Origin of the sequence: Anaerococcus hydrogenalis (genome assembly GCF_002871895.1) — a bacterium.
Lineage (GTDB): Bacteria > Bacillota > Clostridia > Tissierellales > Peptoniphilaceae > Anaerococcus > Anaerococcus hydrogenalis.
Map to the genome: position 1 here is coordinate 321,803 of NZ_PNHP01000002.1, position 16,692 is coordinate 338,494.

Genomic DNA, 16,692 nt, shown 5'->3' on the forward strand with positions numbered 1-16,692 from the left:
CTGTTTCAGTAGCTCCGCTTGATTTTTTTAGATTTTCTAAGTTTTCTTCTGCAAGTTTTTTAGCTTCTTTGGCTTTTGCTTCTGCTTCTTGGGCTTTTTGTGCTGCAGCTTGGGCTTCTTTTACAGATTTTTGAGCTTCTTCTTTGGCTTTGGCTATTTCTTCTTTAGCTTTTCTTTCGGCTTCTTCTGCCTTGGCTTGAGCTAGAGCTTTTTCCTTTTCTGATTTTGTTTTATCTGCTTTGGCTTCTTCTGCTTCGGCTTTGGCTTTGTTTGCTTCTTCTTGAGCTTTTTCTGCTTTGTTATTTGCTTCTTCTGCTGCAGTTTGGGCCTTGCTTGCTTTTTCATTTGCTTCGCTTGCTTCGGCTTGGGCTTTTTGAGCGGCTGCTTTTGCTACTTTTAGCTGATTTTCAATTTCAGATTTTTCTTTTGTTAGATTTTCTTTTTCTTTTTTAAGATTTTCTATATTTTCTTGAGCTTTTTCTAGGCTTTCTTTTGCCTCTTGAGCTTGATCCTTTGCATCTTTAGCTTCTTTTTCAACTTTTTCTTTTTCTTTGTTAGCTTGTTCAAGATCTGTTTGAGCTTTTTCTAAATCTTTTTGTGCTTTTTCTTTTTCAGCTTGACTTGCTTGATTTGATTTTTCTAATTCTTTTACTTTATCTTTAGCAGCTTGTTCACTTTCTTTGGCTAGTTTTTCTGCTTTTTCTGCATTTTCTTTAGCTTGATTAGCTGCTTCTACCAAATTATTTGCTTGATCCTTAGCTTCTTCTATCTTCCTTTCAGCATCTTTTTTAGCTTTTTCCGCCTCTAATCTTGCTGCTTTTTCTTTAGTTTGAGCTTCTATTACTTTTTCTTCAGCTTCTTTCTTTTCTTGCTTAGATAATGATGCATCTTTTTTTGCTTCCTCAGCTTGTCTTTTAGCTTCTTCTGCATCTTTTTGAGCCGCTTCTAAGTTTTCTGCAGCTTTTTTGGCTTTTTCTTGTGCAGCATTTGCTTTTTCATTGGCTGCCTGAGCCTCAGACTTACTTTTTTCTAGGGCATCTTTGGATTTTTGAGCTGATTTTTTAGCTCCTTCTAATTCACTTTGTAATCTTTTTATTACTGCTTCTTTTTCTTTTATTTGCTTCTTTAATTCTTCAATTTCTTTTTTTAGGTCTTCGTACTGGTTATCATTATCAGTATTAACGGTCACTAAATCCCCTATATCAACTAATATGTAGGACTTATCTGGATAAACAACTTTTATTTTTTTGCCATTACTAAAGTCTAAGTAAGATACATGAGGATTTACAGCCTTAACATTTTGTGTTATCGCAGACCTATATCTACCAATATTATTTATATCTTCAACAGCAGTTTTTGAAGGTTTGACAAAAGGATAACGATCACAATCTTGCTTTTGTCTTAGAATTTGGCTAAATTCAATATAATTTGAGCTACCATCCCTATAAGTAATCTTAACACTATGACCATCACTACTCATTCTAACACCATAATAGTGAGGGTTAAGTTTTTTGATTACAGAAATAATATTTTCTTCTTCTTCATAGCTTAAACTACGAATATTATCAACTGCTATTTTTTCATCTGGTAAGATGGCTGGATATTTTTCACTATCTCTTTCCTCCTCAGGGGTAGCTCCACTTGAACCATCGGTTTCTAGATTTTTATTTGATAATACCCAACTTCCATTAATAAGGAATTCAACCTTATCTTTAGTTGATACTTTTGGCTGGATATATAAGTATTTATCCTTATGGACTCCCCAGACCTTTCCAGAATAATATCCTTCTTTAATATCTTTTCCTTCCCTTACCTGTCTATATTCTACTCCATTAATTTTTACACCATTAATGCTTCTTAGTTTATCTCTATCATGCTTATATTTAAATTTAGTATAATTATCCTTAGAGCTTCTTTCGCTATAACTTTGAGCATAGCTCACAGAATAATTTTTTAAAACATTACTCTGCTCATTAATCAAACCACTAAAATTTATTACTAAAGCTAAGCTTGCAATACCTGCAATACTTTTAACACTTTTCATAATACCTCCCATAATATATGTTGTTATTCATTGCTATATTAATAAATATTTAACAAGAAGTCAATGATAATGATTATCTGTATTGATTATGGAAAAGTTTTATACATCTTTATAATAAATATATATTATATTCTTTATTATTATTTCTTATATCAAATCTTCTTTTTCTCATTGTTAAAATTATATTATTCTATAAATTTATAAAATAAGAAAAATTATTTATTTTTGCTTTTATTATGTTTTATCTTAATCCTCTTTTTAAAGCAATTAATCAAAAATTTATATAATTAAGTTAGTATTAATTTTATGATAGATTTTAATAAGAATATTCTTACCTATGACAAGCCTTATGAAGATAGGAATTATAAGTTCATAAATAGATCAACCTGCCGACAAAATTAAAACTTGATAATTTTAAACAGATAAAAAACTTTGATTTTGTTTGTTTATCCCGATTTATCGTACCTAGTAAGTTAGGATATTTCATAAGATTTCTCCATCACTTACACTAAAACACTTTTGCTTCGTAAACTTATTTGTGCTTATAAAAACTAATTTGCTTTGCAAATTTTTCCAGGCTTTCGCACCAGTTTTCAGGATTTGTAACCGAGGGCAATGGTTATAAATCTTCTTAGTTTTATAGATAATTGTACCAAGTCAAGCACAATCATCTAGTCGAGATATTTTATAGTTTAATTTTATTTTTTTTATATTTTAAACTTATATACTTTTACAAATTTATGAAATTTTATTTGAAATTTTCTAAAATATTATTTATTGATACTTTTATTTGTATAATTTTGATTATTTTGTTTGTATAAATCTTTAAGTTCTTTTAAAAATTGAAAAATATATAAAATAAAAAATACCCTCCTTACTGCTTATACAGTAAAGAGGGTAAATAAATTACAATTGCCTTCCTTATTCAAAAAACCATTTTAAAATCTTTATGGCCTTAGCCAATCTGGTAATTGTTGACTATTATCCCTATTTTCTTTTTTTTCATTTCTTGGATTTGCTTCTTTAAATTCTTCAACTTTTGATGAATCCATTGTAAATTCGAAATCTACTGATTTTTTCTCCCCAGATCTAACAATTTGAACTTTTGCCTTATCTCCAATACTATAATTTAAAAGAAGTTTTTTAAGATTTGACATATCTTTTACTTTTTCTCCGTCAATTCCTACTATTATATCTCCCTTTCTAAAATAATTTCTTGCATCATCAGATACAGATTGGACATAAACTCCGTCTTCGCTTCCTACAGTTTTTGGATCAATATTATTAGATTGTAGTAGTAAGTCTAAATTTATTCCAGTAATTCCCAAATATACTGAATTAAATTTTCCATTTTTTGAAATTTCACTTATAACTTTTTTTGCTAAATTTACAGGTATTGCAAAACCTATTCCATCCGAATTTCCAGCCTTAGCTGTGTTTATTCCTATTAGCTCTCCCTTAGAATTTAACAAGGCTCCACCAGAATTTCCTGCATTTATTGCTGCATCTGTTTGCATTAGTCCATCCATTTGAGCACCATTTTCAAATGATACAGTCCTATTTAAACCGGAAATAATTCCACTAGTAACTGTTGATTGTAATTCAAGACCCAATGGGTTTCCAATGGCTACTGCCTTATCACCAACATTTACCTCATCACTATCACCCAAATCAATAGGATCTAGGTTATTTGCATTAACTTTTATAACTGCAAGGTCTAGGGTTGGATCGTTCCATACAAGTTTTGCCTTTTTTGTTTTATTATTTGAAAATAAAACATTAATCTCACTTGCATCTCCATTTCCAATTACATGAGAATTTGTCAAAATATATCCATCTTTTGTTACAATAGAGCCTGAGCCTACCCCTTCAACATATCCTGTTTGGGGACCAAAAATAGTATTTTGTGTAGCCTTAGTTTTTGTTGTAATTCCTACAACAGAATCTATACTTTTTTTAACAACAGCCCTTTCCATTGTCACATTATCATTTGGATTTATATTTATCACGCTCTTATTTTTTTCATTAGAATTATTTAAATCTTTTTTATTATCCTCTGCCTTAAAAGAACTTCCAAGTAAAGAAAATACCAAAAATCCTCCCAAAACAGCTCCAATAAGTCCTGAAAGAAAATTAGAAAATCCACCAGAACCCTTATTTCTTCTAGCCATATATGCCTCCTTTATTCTTTATATAATTATTCTACAAAAAAGTGTTAATAATATGTTATATATTTTTATCAAAATAAAAATCTCAAGATAACAAAATTATAATTTTCTATAATAATTTTTAAACAAATTTGCACCTATATTCTTTTATATTTAAAAAGCCAGGTAAGTGTTTAAACTTCCTGACTCTATAAATAACCTAGTATTATATTTTTTATCTTTTTAAAAATAATTTTAATTTTATATAGTTAGTATGTGATAAATTATTTCTAATAAATTCTCTTATTTTTTCCTTGAAGTTTAAAGGATTTATTGGATATTCTAATAAACTCTTATCAAGTTTTGCTAATAAGTCCCTATAAACCTCTTCTTTACCGTAGCTTTTTTCTTTACTACATTGCCAAAATCTTAAAAATATTTCTCTATTGTTAAATGGTGGGAATTCCTCACTGGCTATATCAGATTCAGCTTGATAAAGAGTACCCCAATTTCCTGTATCTTGCTCCCAGTGAAATAATTTCATTGGAACTATATCTTTATGCTTATCTAAAAATGGTCTCGCTTCATCAAGCCAAGCTTGGAATGATTCATTAAAATATGTTATATCATCTGGAATACCTAAAAGTTTTGATATTTCTTTACCATATTTAACATCATCTTTATCATAATAATGAACAATGACCTCAGCATTATTTCCAGTTATAACATAGGGATTATCAAACTTATCTAAAATTGCTTGAATTGTTAAATTTTTTGGTAATTTCCTTGCATTTTCTATATTCATTTCGTAAATTTCTAAGAAATCATCCCTAAAACTTTCTAGATTATCTAAAATTATAAAATCATCATTATTATCTTTAGTTATTTTTTTAGGTATATAGATATCTGAATCTTTTTCATTAAGAGTATTCATAGTGGATACAAAATATTTAATTGGAACCTCTGCCTTTTTACTTGCTGCATACATTATCCTAGAATCAATACCAGCTGAAATAGAACAGATTATGTTATCTGATCTATTATATAAGGCTTTTATTTCATTTACTAATATATTGGAAATAATTTCTAGATTTTCATCATAAGATTTTTTTTCAACATCTACCCAAAACTTATGTACACTTCTAGTTTTTACATCTAAATATCTATTTGGTAATACTTTATAAATATTTTTATAAATAGTATTATCATTATAAAATTCAAACTCTGATAACTCACAGTATTTTGAATTCAAGTACTCTAAAAGTTTTGGATCATTTGATAATTCTTGTTTTTTAAAATAATTGATTATAGAAGTATCCGATCCTATAAGTAGTTCATCTTCCTTTGTATAAAAAATCCTTCTTAAAGATGATGGATCTGTTAAAATTTTAAACTCATCATTATTTATATATAATATCAGCCATCTACCAGCCAAATTAACTGTTTGTTTTATTAGATCATCAAAATCATAAGAATTTTTAAAAAGTTTTTCAATTATAATTTTATTATCCTCTTTAAAATTATCAGGATTAATAATATAACCTAAGAGTATTAATTTTTTATTTCCTAAACTTACGCTTTCTTTTTGAAGGTCAGCATGATTATACAAAGTCAATCCATCAACTAGATCTTCTTTATCCCATTCTAATTTATTTTCTAGATTTTTGCCTATAATAAATTGTCTTCTAAAAAGTAATTTTTCTTTCATTTTATTCTCCACAAAATTTATTTTATAGTATGATTATACTTAGTTATTCGATACATGATAAATATATATTTTTAACTGAATAAATTATATCTTATTTTGTGAAAATATAAAAATTTTATCTTAAAATATATAAACTTTTTTATCTTAATTGAAATACCTTTAATATATAAAAAATAAATTGCAGGCAATATTAAGAAACATACTTTAAAATGAACTTAATGAACATAAATCTCAAAAGATCTCTATGCTTAGGTTTCTATCACATACTCTATAATATAATAAGATTTATTTTACTTAAAATAGTTAATTATAAAGAGAATCTATTACTTGATTTCTTATTTTCTAATCACAGTCCCTGTCTTTTTTTCTAGGGCTTCACTTGCTTTTTCTAGGGATGTTATTAGGGCTACTCCCTCGTCAGATTTTTCTACAAAATCTATGCAGGCCTCTATTTTGGGTAACATGGATCCTGGTGCAAATTCTCCTTGGTCAATGTATTTTTTAGCTTCTTTTATTGTCATTTCATCTATTTCTTTTTGATTTTCTTTTTTGTAATTTATCATCACCTTATCAACGGTTGTTAATATTAATAGCATATCTGCCTTTAAATCATGGGCTAATAAGGATGATGACCTATCTTTATCTATTACAGCTGAGATTCCAGTAAGGTTTTGGCCAGTTTTTATTACTGGTATACCTCCACCTCCAACTGTTATTACTATGTTGTTATTTTCTAATAAGTTTTTAATAACATTTATTTCTATTATTTTATTTGGTAAGGGGCTTGCCACTACCCTTCTATATCCTCTTTTTGCATCTTCTACATATAGATATCCATTTTCTTTAGCCTTATCCTCGGCTTGTTTTTTTGTTAAAAAGTTTCCTATTGGTTTTGTTGGATTTTTAAAAGCCGGGTCATCTTTGTCAACTAATACTTGGGTAAGGATATAGGCTACTTCCTTTTCTTTTTTCCTATTTTTTAATTCGTTTCTTATGGCTTGTGAAAGGTGATAGCCAATATATTGCCCCACATTCAGCAAAGGGCATAAGTAGTGTATCCCCACCTTTATTTGCTGCAAATTCCATGGCATTATTTATCATACCAACTTTGGGACCATTTCATGACCTACTGCTACATTATATTTTTATGATAAATCTACTATTATTTTTGCTGTCTTTTTACTAATTCTACCTGGTCTAAAGGGGTATTACCTAAGGCATTTCCCCCAAGAGCTATAACTATTGTTTTTTTTCTCATTTTTATTCCATTTTTTATTTTAATGTTGCATACATTATAGCTTTTATTGTATGCATTCTATTTTCTGCTTGATCAAAGACCTTACTTTGTTTTCCCAAAAATACCTCATCTTTTACTTCCATTCCATCAAGGTCGAATTTATCTCCAAACTTTTCATATATTTCTTTTCCTGTTTTGGTTTGAAGATTGTGGAAAGATGGAAGACAGTGTAGAAAAATTGCATCTTTATCAGCAAAATCCATAACTTTTTGATTTACTTGATAAGGGTGTAGGATTTCAATTCTTTTCTCCCATACTTCTTTTGCCTCTCCCATGGAAACCCAAATATCTGTATATACTACATGGGCATCTTTTGCTCCCTTTTCTACATCTTCCGTAAATTCAACCTTTGATCCGTGAACTTTTGCAAATTCTTTGGCTTCTTTTATTAGTTTTTCATCTGCCCACAATTCTTTTGGCCCACAGCCTGTATAATTTATGCCAAGTTTTGCACATGCAACCATTAGGGAATTACTTACATTATTTCTGCAATCTCCCATAAATACAAAATTTAAGCCCTTAAGATATCCAAAATTTTCTTTAATTGTTAGCATATCAGCTATCATTTGTGTTGGATGAAACTCATCAGTTAGGCCATTCCATACAGGAACTCCTGAATATTTAGCTAATTTTTCAACTAAAGTTTGGTCAAATCCCCTATATTCAATCCCATCATAAAATCTACCTAACACTTTTGCCGTATCTTCAATTGATTCTTTATGGCCCATTTGGCTTGAATTTGGATCAAGATAAGTTACACCCATTCCCAAATCCATTCCTGCAACCTCAAATGAACAACGTGTCCTGGTTGAAGTTTTTTCAAACAATAAAACTATATTTTTTCCCTCAAGATATTTATGAGGGCTTCTTGTCATTTTTAATTTTTTAAACTCTTCACCTAAATTTATTAAATATTTTATTTCATCTTCCGTTAAATATTTTAATCCTAATATACTTCTTCCTTGTAAATTTACTGGCATAATAATCTCCTTAATATGATATTATAAATATTTTATTTTATTTTTTTGTTATGATTTTGTTTGTGTTATAAGTCTCTTTCAAGAGGCATTGACATACATCTTGGCCCACCACGACCTACAGTTAAATTTGATGCATCCAATTCCAAAACTTTAATACCTGCTTTTCTTAAAGCCTTATTTGTTACAGTATTTCTCTTATAAACCAAAACCTTGCCAGGAGCAAGGGTTAGGGTATTAGACCCATCATTCCATTGTTCTCTCTCAGCCGCTATAGGATCTCCTCCACCACACGGGATTAGGCGAACTTTTTTAATTCCTAGGGCATTTGCTAAAATTTGATCTAAATTTCCAGAAGCTCTTTTTATTTTTAATTCATTTTTTAAGGGATCTTTAGATAAAATCTTAACCTCCATCTTTTTAATAATAGCAGGATGGTAAGTAAAGGCATCTATATCTACTTGGGTGAATACAGTATCTAAATGCATAAAGGCCCTATTATGGGGGATTTTTAAGGCATAAATTTTTTCAATCTTATTTTCATAATCACCAAAAAATAATTTTTCAGCTAATAATTTAATAGCCTCAAACTGAGTTCTTTGTGAAATCCCAATCAATAAAGTATGATCATTGCCATTTAAAACATCCCCACCTTCTATATGGTAAGTATTATCCCTACCGTAAAAAATAGGAATATTTTTCCTATAAGCTGGATGATATCTAAAAATATAATCACAATAAATAGTTTCCCTATTCCTCGTCATAGAATACATCTTATTAAAGACCAGACCATTTCCTATACTTGTAAATGGGTCTCTTGTAAAATATAAATTTGGCATAGGATTAATAGCAAGATAAGACTTACCAACTTCCATCTTATCAAGATCTTTATTCTTAAAAAGTCCCAATTCTTTTAAGGTCAAACCTACCATAGTTCTTTCTACAAATTTTTTATTATCTTCAATTTGTTCAAAATATTCTTTAGACATTTCTAATAATTTCTTATCACTACAGCCTGTTTCTTTCAGGTATTGATCTAAGAAAATTTCTCTCAAACCTTCATTACAATCAAGAGTTTCAGCCATCAAATCCTCAAGATAAACAACATCAACTCCCTCATTTCTCATAATTTTTGTAAATCTATCATGTTCTTTTTGACAAGAAGTTAAATCCGGTATATCATCAAACAAAAGATTTTCTAGATTAGAAGGTGTTAAATTCAATAACTCTTCACCAGGTCTATGAACTAAAACTTTTTTAAGAGCTTTAATTTCACTTGTAACTTGTATCTTAGCCATACTTCCTCCTAGAATACAATTTAACAAAAAATAATCCCAACTCAAACATAAATTCATAACTCTTATACTAATAGTATAGATCATAAAAATATATTTAGTGAAAATTTAAAAAATTGTTTATTAAATATGATAATAATTAAAACTTAGGGGAAAAATAAATTGAATATTAAAAAATAATAAAATTCAAAAAAATCTTACTAAAAAAAGACAGCTTACAAATATTGTAAATAAGCTGTCTTTTAAATCGTGGCGCGGCATTGAGGATTCGAACCCCAGGCCTACTGGTCCGTAGCCAGTCGCTCTATCCAACTGAGCTAATACCGCTCGAATTATTATATATGTAAAATCTAAAATCTTTACAATTACCTATAAATATATTAAAAGGTAGAATTTAAATTTAAAAAAATATTAATATTCAAATAAGAATATTAATTATAAAAATAACAAAAAATAAATAAAATAAAAATGGAGCGGGTGAAGGGAATCGGACCCTCGCAACCAGCTTGGAAGGCTGGGGCTCTACCACTGAGCTACACCCGCAAGTAATAATTGGAGCGGAAGACGGGATTCGAACCCGCGACCCTCGCCTTGGCAAGGCGATACTCTACCACTGAGCCACTTCCGCATATATGTGTGGGAAGAATAAGTAAGAAAGTTAACAAATATCTTCCCATTTATTTAAGTAAATATGAAAAATTATAATATCAAAGCAAAGCTTTAATATGGAGCTGATGATAGGACTTGAACCTACAACCTATTGATTACAAATCAATTGCTCTACCAATTGAGCTACATCAGCCTATTGGATTTCAATAGAAATCCAAGCCCTATATCAGTCGGACAAATATTTGGCGACTTAGATGGGATTCGAACCCACGACCTCTGCCGTGACAGGGCAGCATTCTAACCAACTGAACTACTAAGCCATAAAATAAGCACAAGACTTATTTAATGGTGGAAGTAACAGGGCTCGAACCTGTGACCCCCTGCTTGTAAGGCAGATGCTCTCCCAACTGAGCTATACTTCCAAAAAAGTGACTTTATCGGGATTTGATCCCTGTCCCCTGTGGGGTTTAAAATCTTTTAGATTTTAAATCTTCGAGATGAGCCAAAGGCGAATCCGAAGAACAACCGCCGTAAAGGTGGTATCCCTCTAAAACGAAGGATAATACTCTTACTCGATAAAGTTTAATATGGTGACCCTACCGGGATTTGAACCCGGGATACCGCCGTGAAAGGGCGATGTCTTAACCGCTTGACCATAGGGCCTTAATATTTAAAGTGGTGACTCCACCGGGATTTGAACCCGGGATACCAGCGTGAGAGGCTGGTGTCTTAACCACTTGACCATGGAGCCAGAAGCTCCAGGCAAATATAATAAGCACAGAGCTTATAAAAAAATGGTAGCGAAGAAGAGACTTGAACTCTTGACACTCCGGGTATGAACCGAATGCTCTAGCCAACTGAGCTACTTCGCCACATGGTTGCGGGAGTAGGATTTGAACCTACGACCTCCGGGTTATGAGCCCGACGAGCCACCAAGCTGCTCCATCCCGCGATATAATATTCTTAGTATGAGCATCTTGTTTAAAATTATTCTACACTTAGAAAAATAATAATTGGCGCTCAGGGTGGGGCTCGAACCCACAACCTACCGGTTAACAGCCGGGTGCTCCACCATTGAGCTACCTAAGCATTCCAATAAAAAATAAAAAAAATCTTATATAAATACCTTCTATTAAAATCAATAGAAGATATTTTATAAGTTTGGCAACTACCTAGTCTCCCGGGAGGTCTCCCTCCGAGTACCATCGGCGTTAGAAGGCTTAACTTCTGTGTTCGGTATGGGAACAGGTGTATCCCTTCTGCCATCGTCACCATATTCTCTTGTAGAGTTTCAAATCACGTAGTGATTTGCAAATCTTCGAGATGAGCCCTTGGGCGAATCCGAAGAAATCAGCGAGTTACGCAGTTACGAGCGCACTCTACTTCGCTTTTTATCCTTTTAAACCTCTTTTAATTAATAGCTATAAATATTTCCAGTCAAGATATAAAGTTTAGTATCCATTAGCTTAATACATTACTGCACTTACACCTTGGACCTATCAAAGGTATTTTCTTTACCTACTCTAAGAAATCTTATCTTGAGGGTTGCTTCGTACTTAGATGCTTTCAGTACTTATCAATTCCGCACTTAGCTACCGAGCCATGCTAGTGGCCTAACAACTCGTACACCATTGGTGCGTCCATCCCGGTCCTCTCGTACTAAGGACAGCTCCTCTCAAATTTCTTACGCCCACGCTGGATAGGGACCGAACTGTCTCACGACGTTCTGAACCCAGCTCGCGTGCCTCTTTAATGGGCGAACAGCCCAACCCTTGGGACCTACTCCAGCCCCAGGATGAGACGAGCCGACATCGAGGTGCCAAACCTCCCCGTCGATGTGGACTCTTGGGGGAGATAAGCCTGTTATCCCCGGGGTAGCTTTTATCCGTTGAGCGATGGCCCTTCCATGCGGTACCACCGGATCACTAAGTCCGTCTTTCGACTCTGCTTGAGTTGTAGCTCTCGCAGTTAAGCTCGCTTTTGCCTTTATACTCTACGAATGGTTTCCGTCCATTCTGAGCGAACCTTTGAACGCCTCCGTTACTTTTTAGGAGGCGACCGCCCCAGTCAAACTGCCCAACTGACAATGTCCCATGCCCTGATTCAAGGGCTATGGTTAGAACTTTGATATTAAAAGGTTGGTATCCCACCAGTGACTCCATCTAGATTGGCATCCAGATTTCCAAGTCTCCCAACTATCCTGTACATTTAATCTCAAAATCCAATATCAGCCTACAGTAAAGCTCCACGGGGTCTTTCCGTCCTAGCGTGGGTAAGTCGCATCTTCACGACTACTACAATTTCACCGGATCCTTTGTTGAGACAGTGCCCAAATCGTTACACCTTTCGTGCGGGTCGGAACTTACCCGACAAGGAATTTCGCTACCTTAGGACCGTTATAGTTACGGCCGCCGTTTACTGGGGCTTAAGTTCTAGCCTTCGATTGCTCTAAGCCTTCCCCTTAACCTTCCAGCACCGGGCAGGTGTCAGCTCCTATACTTCATCTTGCGATTTTGCAGAAACTTGTGTTTTTGGTAAACAGTCGCTTGGGCCTGGTTTCTGTGGCCTGATCTCTCAGGCTCCCCTTCTCCCGAAGTTACGGGGACATTTTGCCGAGTTCCTTAACAAAGGTTCTTCCGCGCGTCTTGGTATTCTCTACCTCCCTACCTGTGTCGGTTTTGGTACGGGCGCTTTGGTCTGGATAGTGACTTTTCTTGGCAACATGGAGTCATCAACTTCTCTACTTATGTTTTCGATACCTATCAGCTTTCAGAATTTGTGAAAGGCGGATTTGCCTACCTTTCTTCCTACGGCTTTAGACCATCATCCATCAGATGGCTTTGATTATCCTTTTGCGTCATCACTTCTCTCCTATCGACTTCAAGCGGTACAGGAATATAAACCTGTTATCCATCGCCTACGCCTTTCGGCCTTAGCTTAGGTCCCGACTTTCCCTGAGGGGACGAGCCTTGCTCAGGAGACCTTAGGGTTTCGACGGGGATGATTCTCACATCCCTTCTCGCTACTCATGCCAGCATTCTCTCTTGTATTAAATCCACTTTTGCTTTCGCCTTGGCTTCGTCTCTAATACAATGCTCCTCTACCAGTAATAGAGGTATTAAGTTTAGCTATGAGTCCTAGTTTTTTAACTCTAACCAGTGATTGTTAGTTCATAATTTCTTATGATACCTACTTTGACTTTAGACTTGTGTTTTTTGAATATCTTTTCTTTAATATCCTATCTTTTATGTCTGCGTCTGAAATTTGCATTTCTTTTATAATATAATCTCTTCTGTTATTGTTTTTGTTAAATATTTCCTAGTCTCATTTGTAAACTTAATCCCTCTATTAATCCGAAGCTTCGGTATTGAATTTAGCCCCGTTCATTTTCGGCGCAAACCCACTTGACCAGTGAGCTATTACGCATTCTTTAAATGCATGGCTGCTTCTAAGCCAACGTCCTGGTTGTCTTAGTAGATTCACATCCTTTTCCACTTAATTCAAATTTTGGGACCTTAGCTGTCGGTCTGGGCTGTTTCCCTTTCGACTTAGAAGCTTATCCCCCTAAGTCTGACTCCCTGACTTGATTTTTTGGTATTCGGAGTTTGATAGGTTTCGGTACGGTAATCCGCCCTAGACCATTCAGTGCTCTACCCCCTAAAATCTTAGGTCAGAGGCTAGCCCTAAAGCTATTTCGAGGAGAACCAGCTATCTCCGGGTTCGTTTGGTTTTTCGCCCCTATCCACAGTTCATCCGATGCGTTTTAAACCGCACCCGGTTCGAGCCTCCATTGAATTTTACTTCAACTTCACTCTGACCATGGATAGATCACCCGGTTTCGGGTCTATTCCATCTTACTTTCGCCCTATTAAGACTCGCTTTCGCTACGGCTTCTGATCTTAAATCATTAACCTTGCAATATAGAATAACTCGCTGGCCCATTCTACAAAAGGTACGACATCACGTTCGTTCACGCTCTGTCTGCTTGTAGGCACTAGGTTTCAGGTTCTATTTCACTCCCCTTTCGGGGTTCTTTTCACCTTTCCCTCACGGTACTTGTTCACTATCGGTCACATGTTAGTATTTAGCCTTAGGGGATGGGCCCCCTATCTTCACACCGGGTTACTCGTGCCCGGTGATACTTTCCCTCTCATATCTTAAAGCTTTCGTCTACAAGACTGTCACTTTCTTTGGTTTATCTTCTCAAATAATTCGACTAACTTTAAGATATCGCTAATGAGTTAGGCTCTTTTCCTTTCGCTCGCCGCTACTTAGAAAATCGATGTTTCTTTCTCTTCCTCCTGCTACTTAGATGTTTCAGTTCGCAGGGTATCGCCTTACTAAGCTATGTATTCACTTAGTAATGATTGTGTCTTCCACAACCGGGTTGCCCCATTCGGAGACCTAGGGGTCAGTGCTTTTTGTGAGCTCACCCTAGTTTTCGTTCACTTACGTCCTTTATCGCCTTCATGTGCCAAGGCATCCACCTTGTGCCCTTTCTTTCTTGACTGGAAATATTTATAGCTATTTAATTTTATTAGGTTCTAATGAAAAACCGTATGGTTTTTCTTGGTGGAGATGAAGAGATTCGAACTCTTGACCCCCTGCGTGCAAGGCAGGTGCTCTCCCAACTGAGCTACACCCCCATGTAACCTTTAATCTACAAAGTTTACTTTGTTCCAAACAAAGTTTTTTTAATAATTTTCTTTTGGTAAAAGTCAGCGTACCGACTTTTTACTCTTAGAAAGGAGGTGATCCAGCCGCACCTTCCGATACGGCTACCTTGTTACGACTTCACCCCAGTTACTGACCCTACCTTCGACTGCTGCGTCCTAAAAGGTTCGCTCACAGGCTTCGGGTATTGCCAACTTCCATGGTGTGACGGGCGGTGTGTACAAGACCCGGGAACGCATTCACCGCGACATTCTGATTCGCGATTACTAGCAACTCCAACTTCATGTACTCGAGTTGCAGAGTACAATCCGAACTGGGACAGATTTTGTGAGTTTCGCTTCAGATCACTCTTTCGCTGCCCTCTGTATCTGCCATTGTAGCACGTGTGTAGCCCAAGTCATAAAGGGCATGATGATTTGACGTCGTCCCCACCTTCCTCCGGTTTATCACCGGCAGTATCGCTAGAGTCCCCAACTTAATGATGGTAACTAACGATAGGGGTTGCGCTCGTTATGGGACTTAACCCAACATCTCACGACACGAGCTGACGACAACCATGCACCACCTGTATTTCAGTCGACCGAAGTCGTAAGGAACTATCTCTAATTCCCTCCGAAATATGTCAAGACTTGGTAAGGTTCTTCGCGTTGCGTCGAATTAAACCACATGCTCCGCTGCTTGTGCGGGTCCCCGTCAATTCCTTTGAGTTTCACACTTGCGTGCGTACTCCCCAGGCGGAGTGTTTAATGCGTTAGCTGCGGCTCCCAGATTATTCCAAGAACCTAACACTCATCGTTTACAGCGTGGACTACCAGGGTATCTAATCCTGTTTGCTACCCACGCTTTCGTACCTCAGCGTCAGATGATGACCAGAAAGTCGCCTTCGCCACCGGTATTCTTCCTAATATCTGCGCATTTCACCGCTACACTAGGAATTCCACTTTCCCTTCCATCTCTCAAGCCTAGCAGTTTTAAAAGCTTTATATAGTTGAGCTATATTCTTTAACTTCTAACTTACTAGGCCGCCTACGTACCCTTTACGCCCAATGATTCCGGACAACGCTCGGTCCATACGTATTACCGCGGCTGCTGGCACGTATTTAGCCGGACCTTATTCTTACGGTACTGTCATTTTCATCCCGTAAAAAAGATTTTTACAACCCGAAGGCCTTCTAAATCACGCGGCGTCGCTGCATCAGGGTTTCCCCCATTGTGCAAAATTCCCCACTGCTGCCTCCCGTAGGAGTTTGGGCCGTGTCTCAGTCCCAATGTGGCCGTACACTCTCTCAAGCCGGCTACTGATCGTCGCCTTGGTGAGCTTTTATCTCACCAACTAGCTAATCAGACGCAAGTCCATCTTACACCGATAAATCTTTGGTCTTTCCAGCATGTGCTGATTAGACTTTATAGGGTATTATTCTCCGTTTCCAGAGGCTATCCCCTTGTGTAAGGCAGGTTACTCACGTGTTACTCACCCGTTCGCCACTAATCCACTTAAGTTCATTCCGAAGAAATCATTCAAGTTTCATCGTTCGACTTGCATGTGTTATGCACGCCGCCAGCGTTTATCCTGAGCCAGGATCAAACTCTCAATTAAAGTTTGATCTTGACTATTGTCATTTTCATTTGGTCTCAAAGTATTAACTTTGTAGTTTTTATTTTGTTTTATTAAAGGTTCATGTGTCATTTGTAATGACTATTTAAGTATACCACCTTTTTGAAAGCTTGTCAAGTTTTTTTTAAGATTTTTTTAAATTCTTTTGCTTAACCCGACCTCTTTCTTGGTGCCGACTATTATATTATATCTCGTATTTTTTTCTTGTCAAGTTTTTTTTGTAGTTTTTTTTAAAACTTTTTTTCTTGACTATTTTTGAGATAAAAAATATAGCTGTTAATCAAACAGCTATATTAGTATATTATCTTTTTTGACTTTTGTCAAAT

Annotated in this window: 4 protein-coding genes, 12 tRNA genes, 3 rRNA genes and 2 pseudogenes; all 21 read right to left on the minus strand. The window is 35.1% G+C overall.

Going from position 1 to position 16,692, the window contains the following annotated elements; all coding sequences use genetic code 11:
• Positions 1-2,044: pseudogene (locus tag CJ192_RS04530) on the minus strand (hypothetical protein); the annotation flags it as partial.
• A 947-nt stretch (positions 2,045-2,991) separates the two neighbouring features.
• On the minus strand, positions 2,992-4,215 hold the full coding sequence (locus CJ192_RS04535; RefSeq protein WP_102197930.1) for a S1C family serine protease: 1,224 nt from the start codon (positions 4,213-4,215) through the stop codon (positions 2,992-2,994).
• A 211-nt stretch (positions 4,216-4,426) separates the two neighbouring features.
• Positions 4,427-5,899, minus strand: coding sequence for a hypothetical protein (locus CJ192_RS04540; RefSeq protein ID WP_102197931.1), 1,473 nt, complete (start codon positions 5,897-5,899; stop codon positions 4,427-4,429).
• Positions 5,900-6,234: 335 nt separating this feature from the next.
• Positions 6,235-7,157, minus strand: a pseudogene (gene arcC, locus CJ192_RS04545) (carbamate kinase).
• Positions 7,158-7,171: 14 nt separating this feature from the next.
• Positions 7,172-8,176 carry an ornithine carbamoyltransferase gene (argF, locus tag CJ192_RS04550; protein ID WP_102197932.1) on the minus strand — a complete coding sequence of 335 codons (1,005 nt, stop codon included), beginning with the start codon at positions 8,174-8,176 and terminating at the stop codon, positions 7,172-7,174.
• Between the two features lie 65 nt (positions 8,177-8,241).
• The gene (locus CJ192_RS04555) at positions 8,242-9,471 is read right to left on the minus strand and encodes an arginine deiminase (RefSeq protein WP_102197933.1); all 1,230 of its coding nucleotides are present in this window, start codon (positions 9,469-9,471) and stop codon (positions 8,242-8,244) included.
• A gap of 247 nt (positions 9,472-9,718) precedes the next feature.
• A tRNA-Arg gene (locus CJ192_RS04560) sits at positions 9,719-9,795 on the minus strand.
• A gap of 142 nt (positions 9,796-9,937) precedes the next feature.
• A tRNA-Gly gene (locus CJ192_RS04565) sits at positions 9,938-10,011 on the minus strand.
• Positions 10,012-10,021: 10 nt separating this feature from the next.
• Positions 10,022-10,096: transfer RNA gene (locus tag CJ192_RS04570), tRNA-Gly, on the minus strand.
• A gap of 98 nt (positions 10,097-10,194) precedes the next feature.
• Positions 10,195-10,270 (minus strand) — tRNA-Thr (locus tag CJ192_RS04575).
• Positions 10,271-10,320: 50 nt separating this feature from the next.
• Positions 10,321-10,397, minus strand: a tRNA-Asp gene (locus CJ192_RS04580).
• 26 nt (positions 10,398-10,423) lie between these two features.
• Positions 10,424-10,499, minus strand: a tRNA-Val gene (locus tag CJ192_RS04585).
• A 166-nt stretch (positions 10,500-10,665) separates the two neighbouring features.
• Positions 10,666-10,740, minus strand: a tRNA-Glu gene (locus CJ192_RS04590).
• Positions 10,741-10,753: 13 nt separating this feature from the next.
• A tRNA-Glu gene (locus tag CJ192_RS04595) sits at positions 10,754-10,828 on the minus strand.
• A 44-nt stretch (positions 10,829-10,872) separates the two neighbouring features.
• Positions 10,873-10,949 (minus strand) — tRNA-Met (locus CJ192_RS04600).
• 3 nt (positions 10,950-10,952) lie between these two features.
• Positions 10,953-11,029, minus strand: a tRNA-Met gene (locus tag CJ192_RS04605).
• A 62-nt stretch (positions 11,030-11,091) separates the two neighbouring features.
• A tRNA-Asn gene (locus CJ192_RS04610) sits at positions 11,092-11,166 on the minus strand.
• Positions 11,167-11,236: 70 nt separating this feature from the next.
• Positions 11,237-11,353, minus strand: a 5S ribosomal RNA gene (gene rrf / locus CJ192_RS04615).
• A gap of 157 nt (positions 11,354-11,510) precedes the next feature.
• Positions 11,511-14,587 (minus strand): 23S ribosomal RNA (locus CJ192_RS04620).
• A 60-nt stretch (positions 14,588-14,647) separates the two neighbouring features.
• Positions 14,648-14,723, minus strand: a tRNA-Ala gene (locus CJ192_RS04625).
• Positions 14,724-14,821: 98 nt separating this feature from the next.
• Positions 14,822-16,348 (minus strand): 16S ribosomal RNA (locus tag CJ192_RS04630).
• The 16S, 23S and 5S rRNA genes sit together here with 12 tRNA genes alongside, the layout of an rRNA operon.
• Positions 16,349-16,692 lie beyond the last annotated feature (344 nt).

What these genes read in the sequence shown, in the direction of transcription:
- CJ192_RS04535 (WP_102197930.1), bottom strand. Translation starts at nt 4,215, where the DNA reads ATGGCTAGAAGAAATAAGGGTTCTGGTGGATTTTCTAATTTTCTTTCA.
- CJ192_RS04540 (WP_102197931.1), bottom strand. Translation starts at nt 5,899, where the DNA reads ATGAAAGAAAAATTACTTTTTAGAAGACAATTTATTATAGGCAAAAAT.
- argF (WP_102197932.1), bottom strand. Translation starts at nt 8,176, where the DNA reads ATGCCAGTAAATTTACAAGGAAGAAGTATATTAGGATTAAAATATTTA.
- CJ192_RS04555 (WP_102197933.1), bottom strand. Translation starts at nt 9,471, where the DNA reads ATGGCTAAGATACAAGTTACAAGTGAAATTAAAGCTCTTAAAAAAGTT.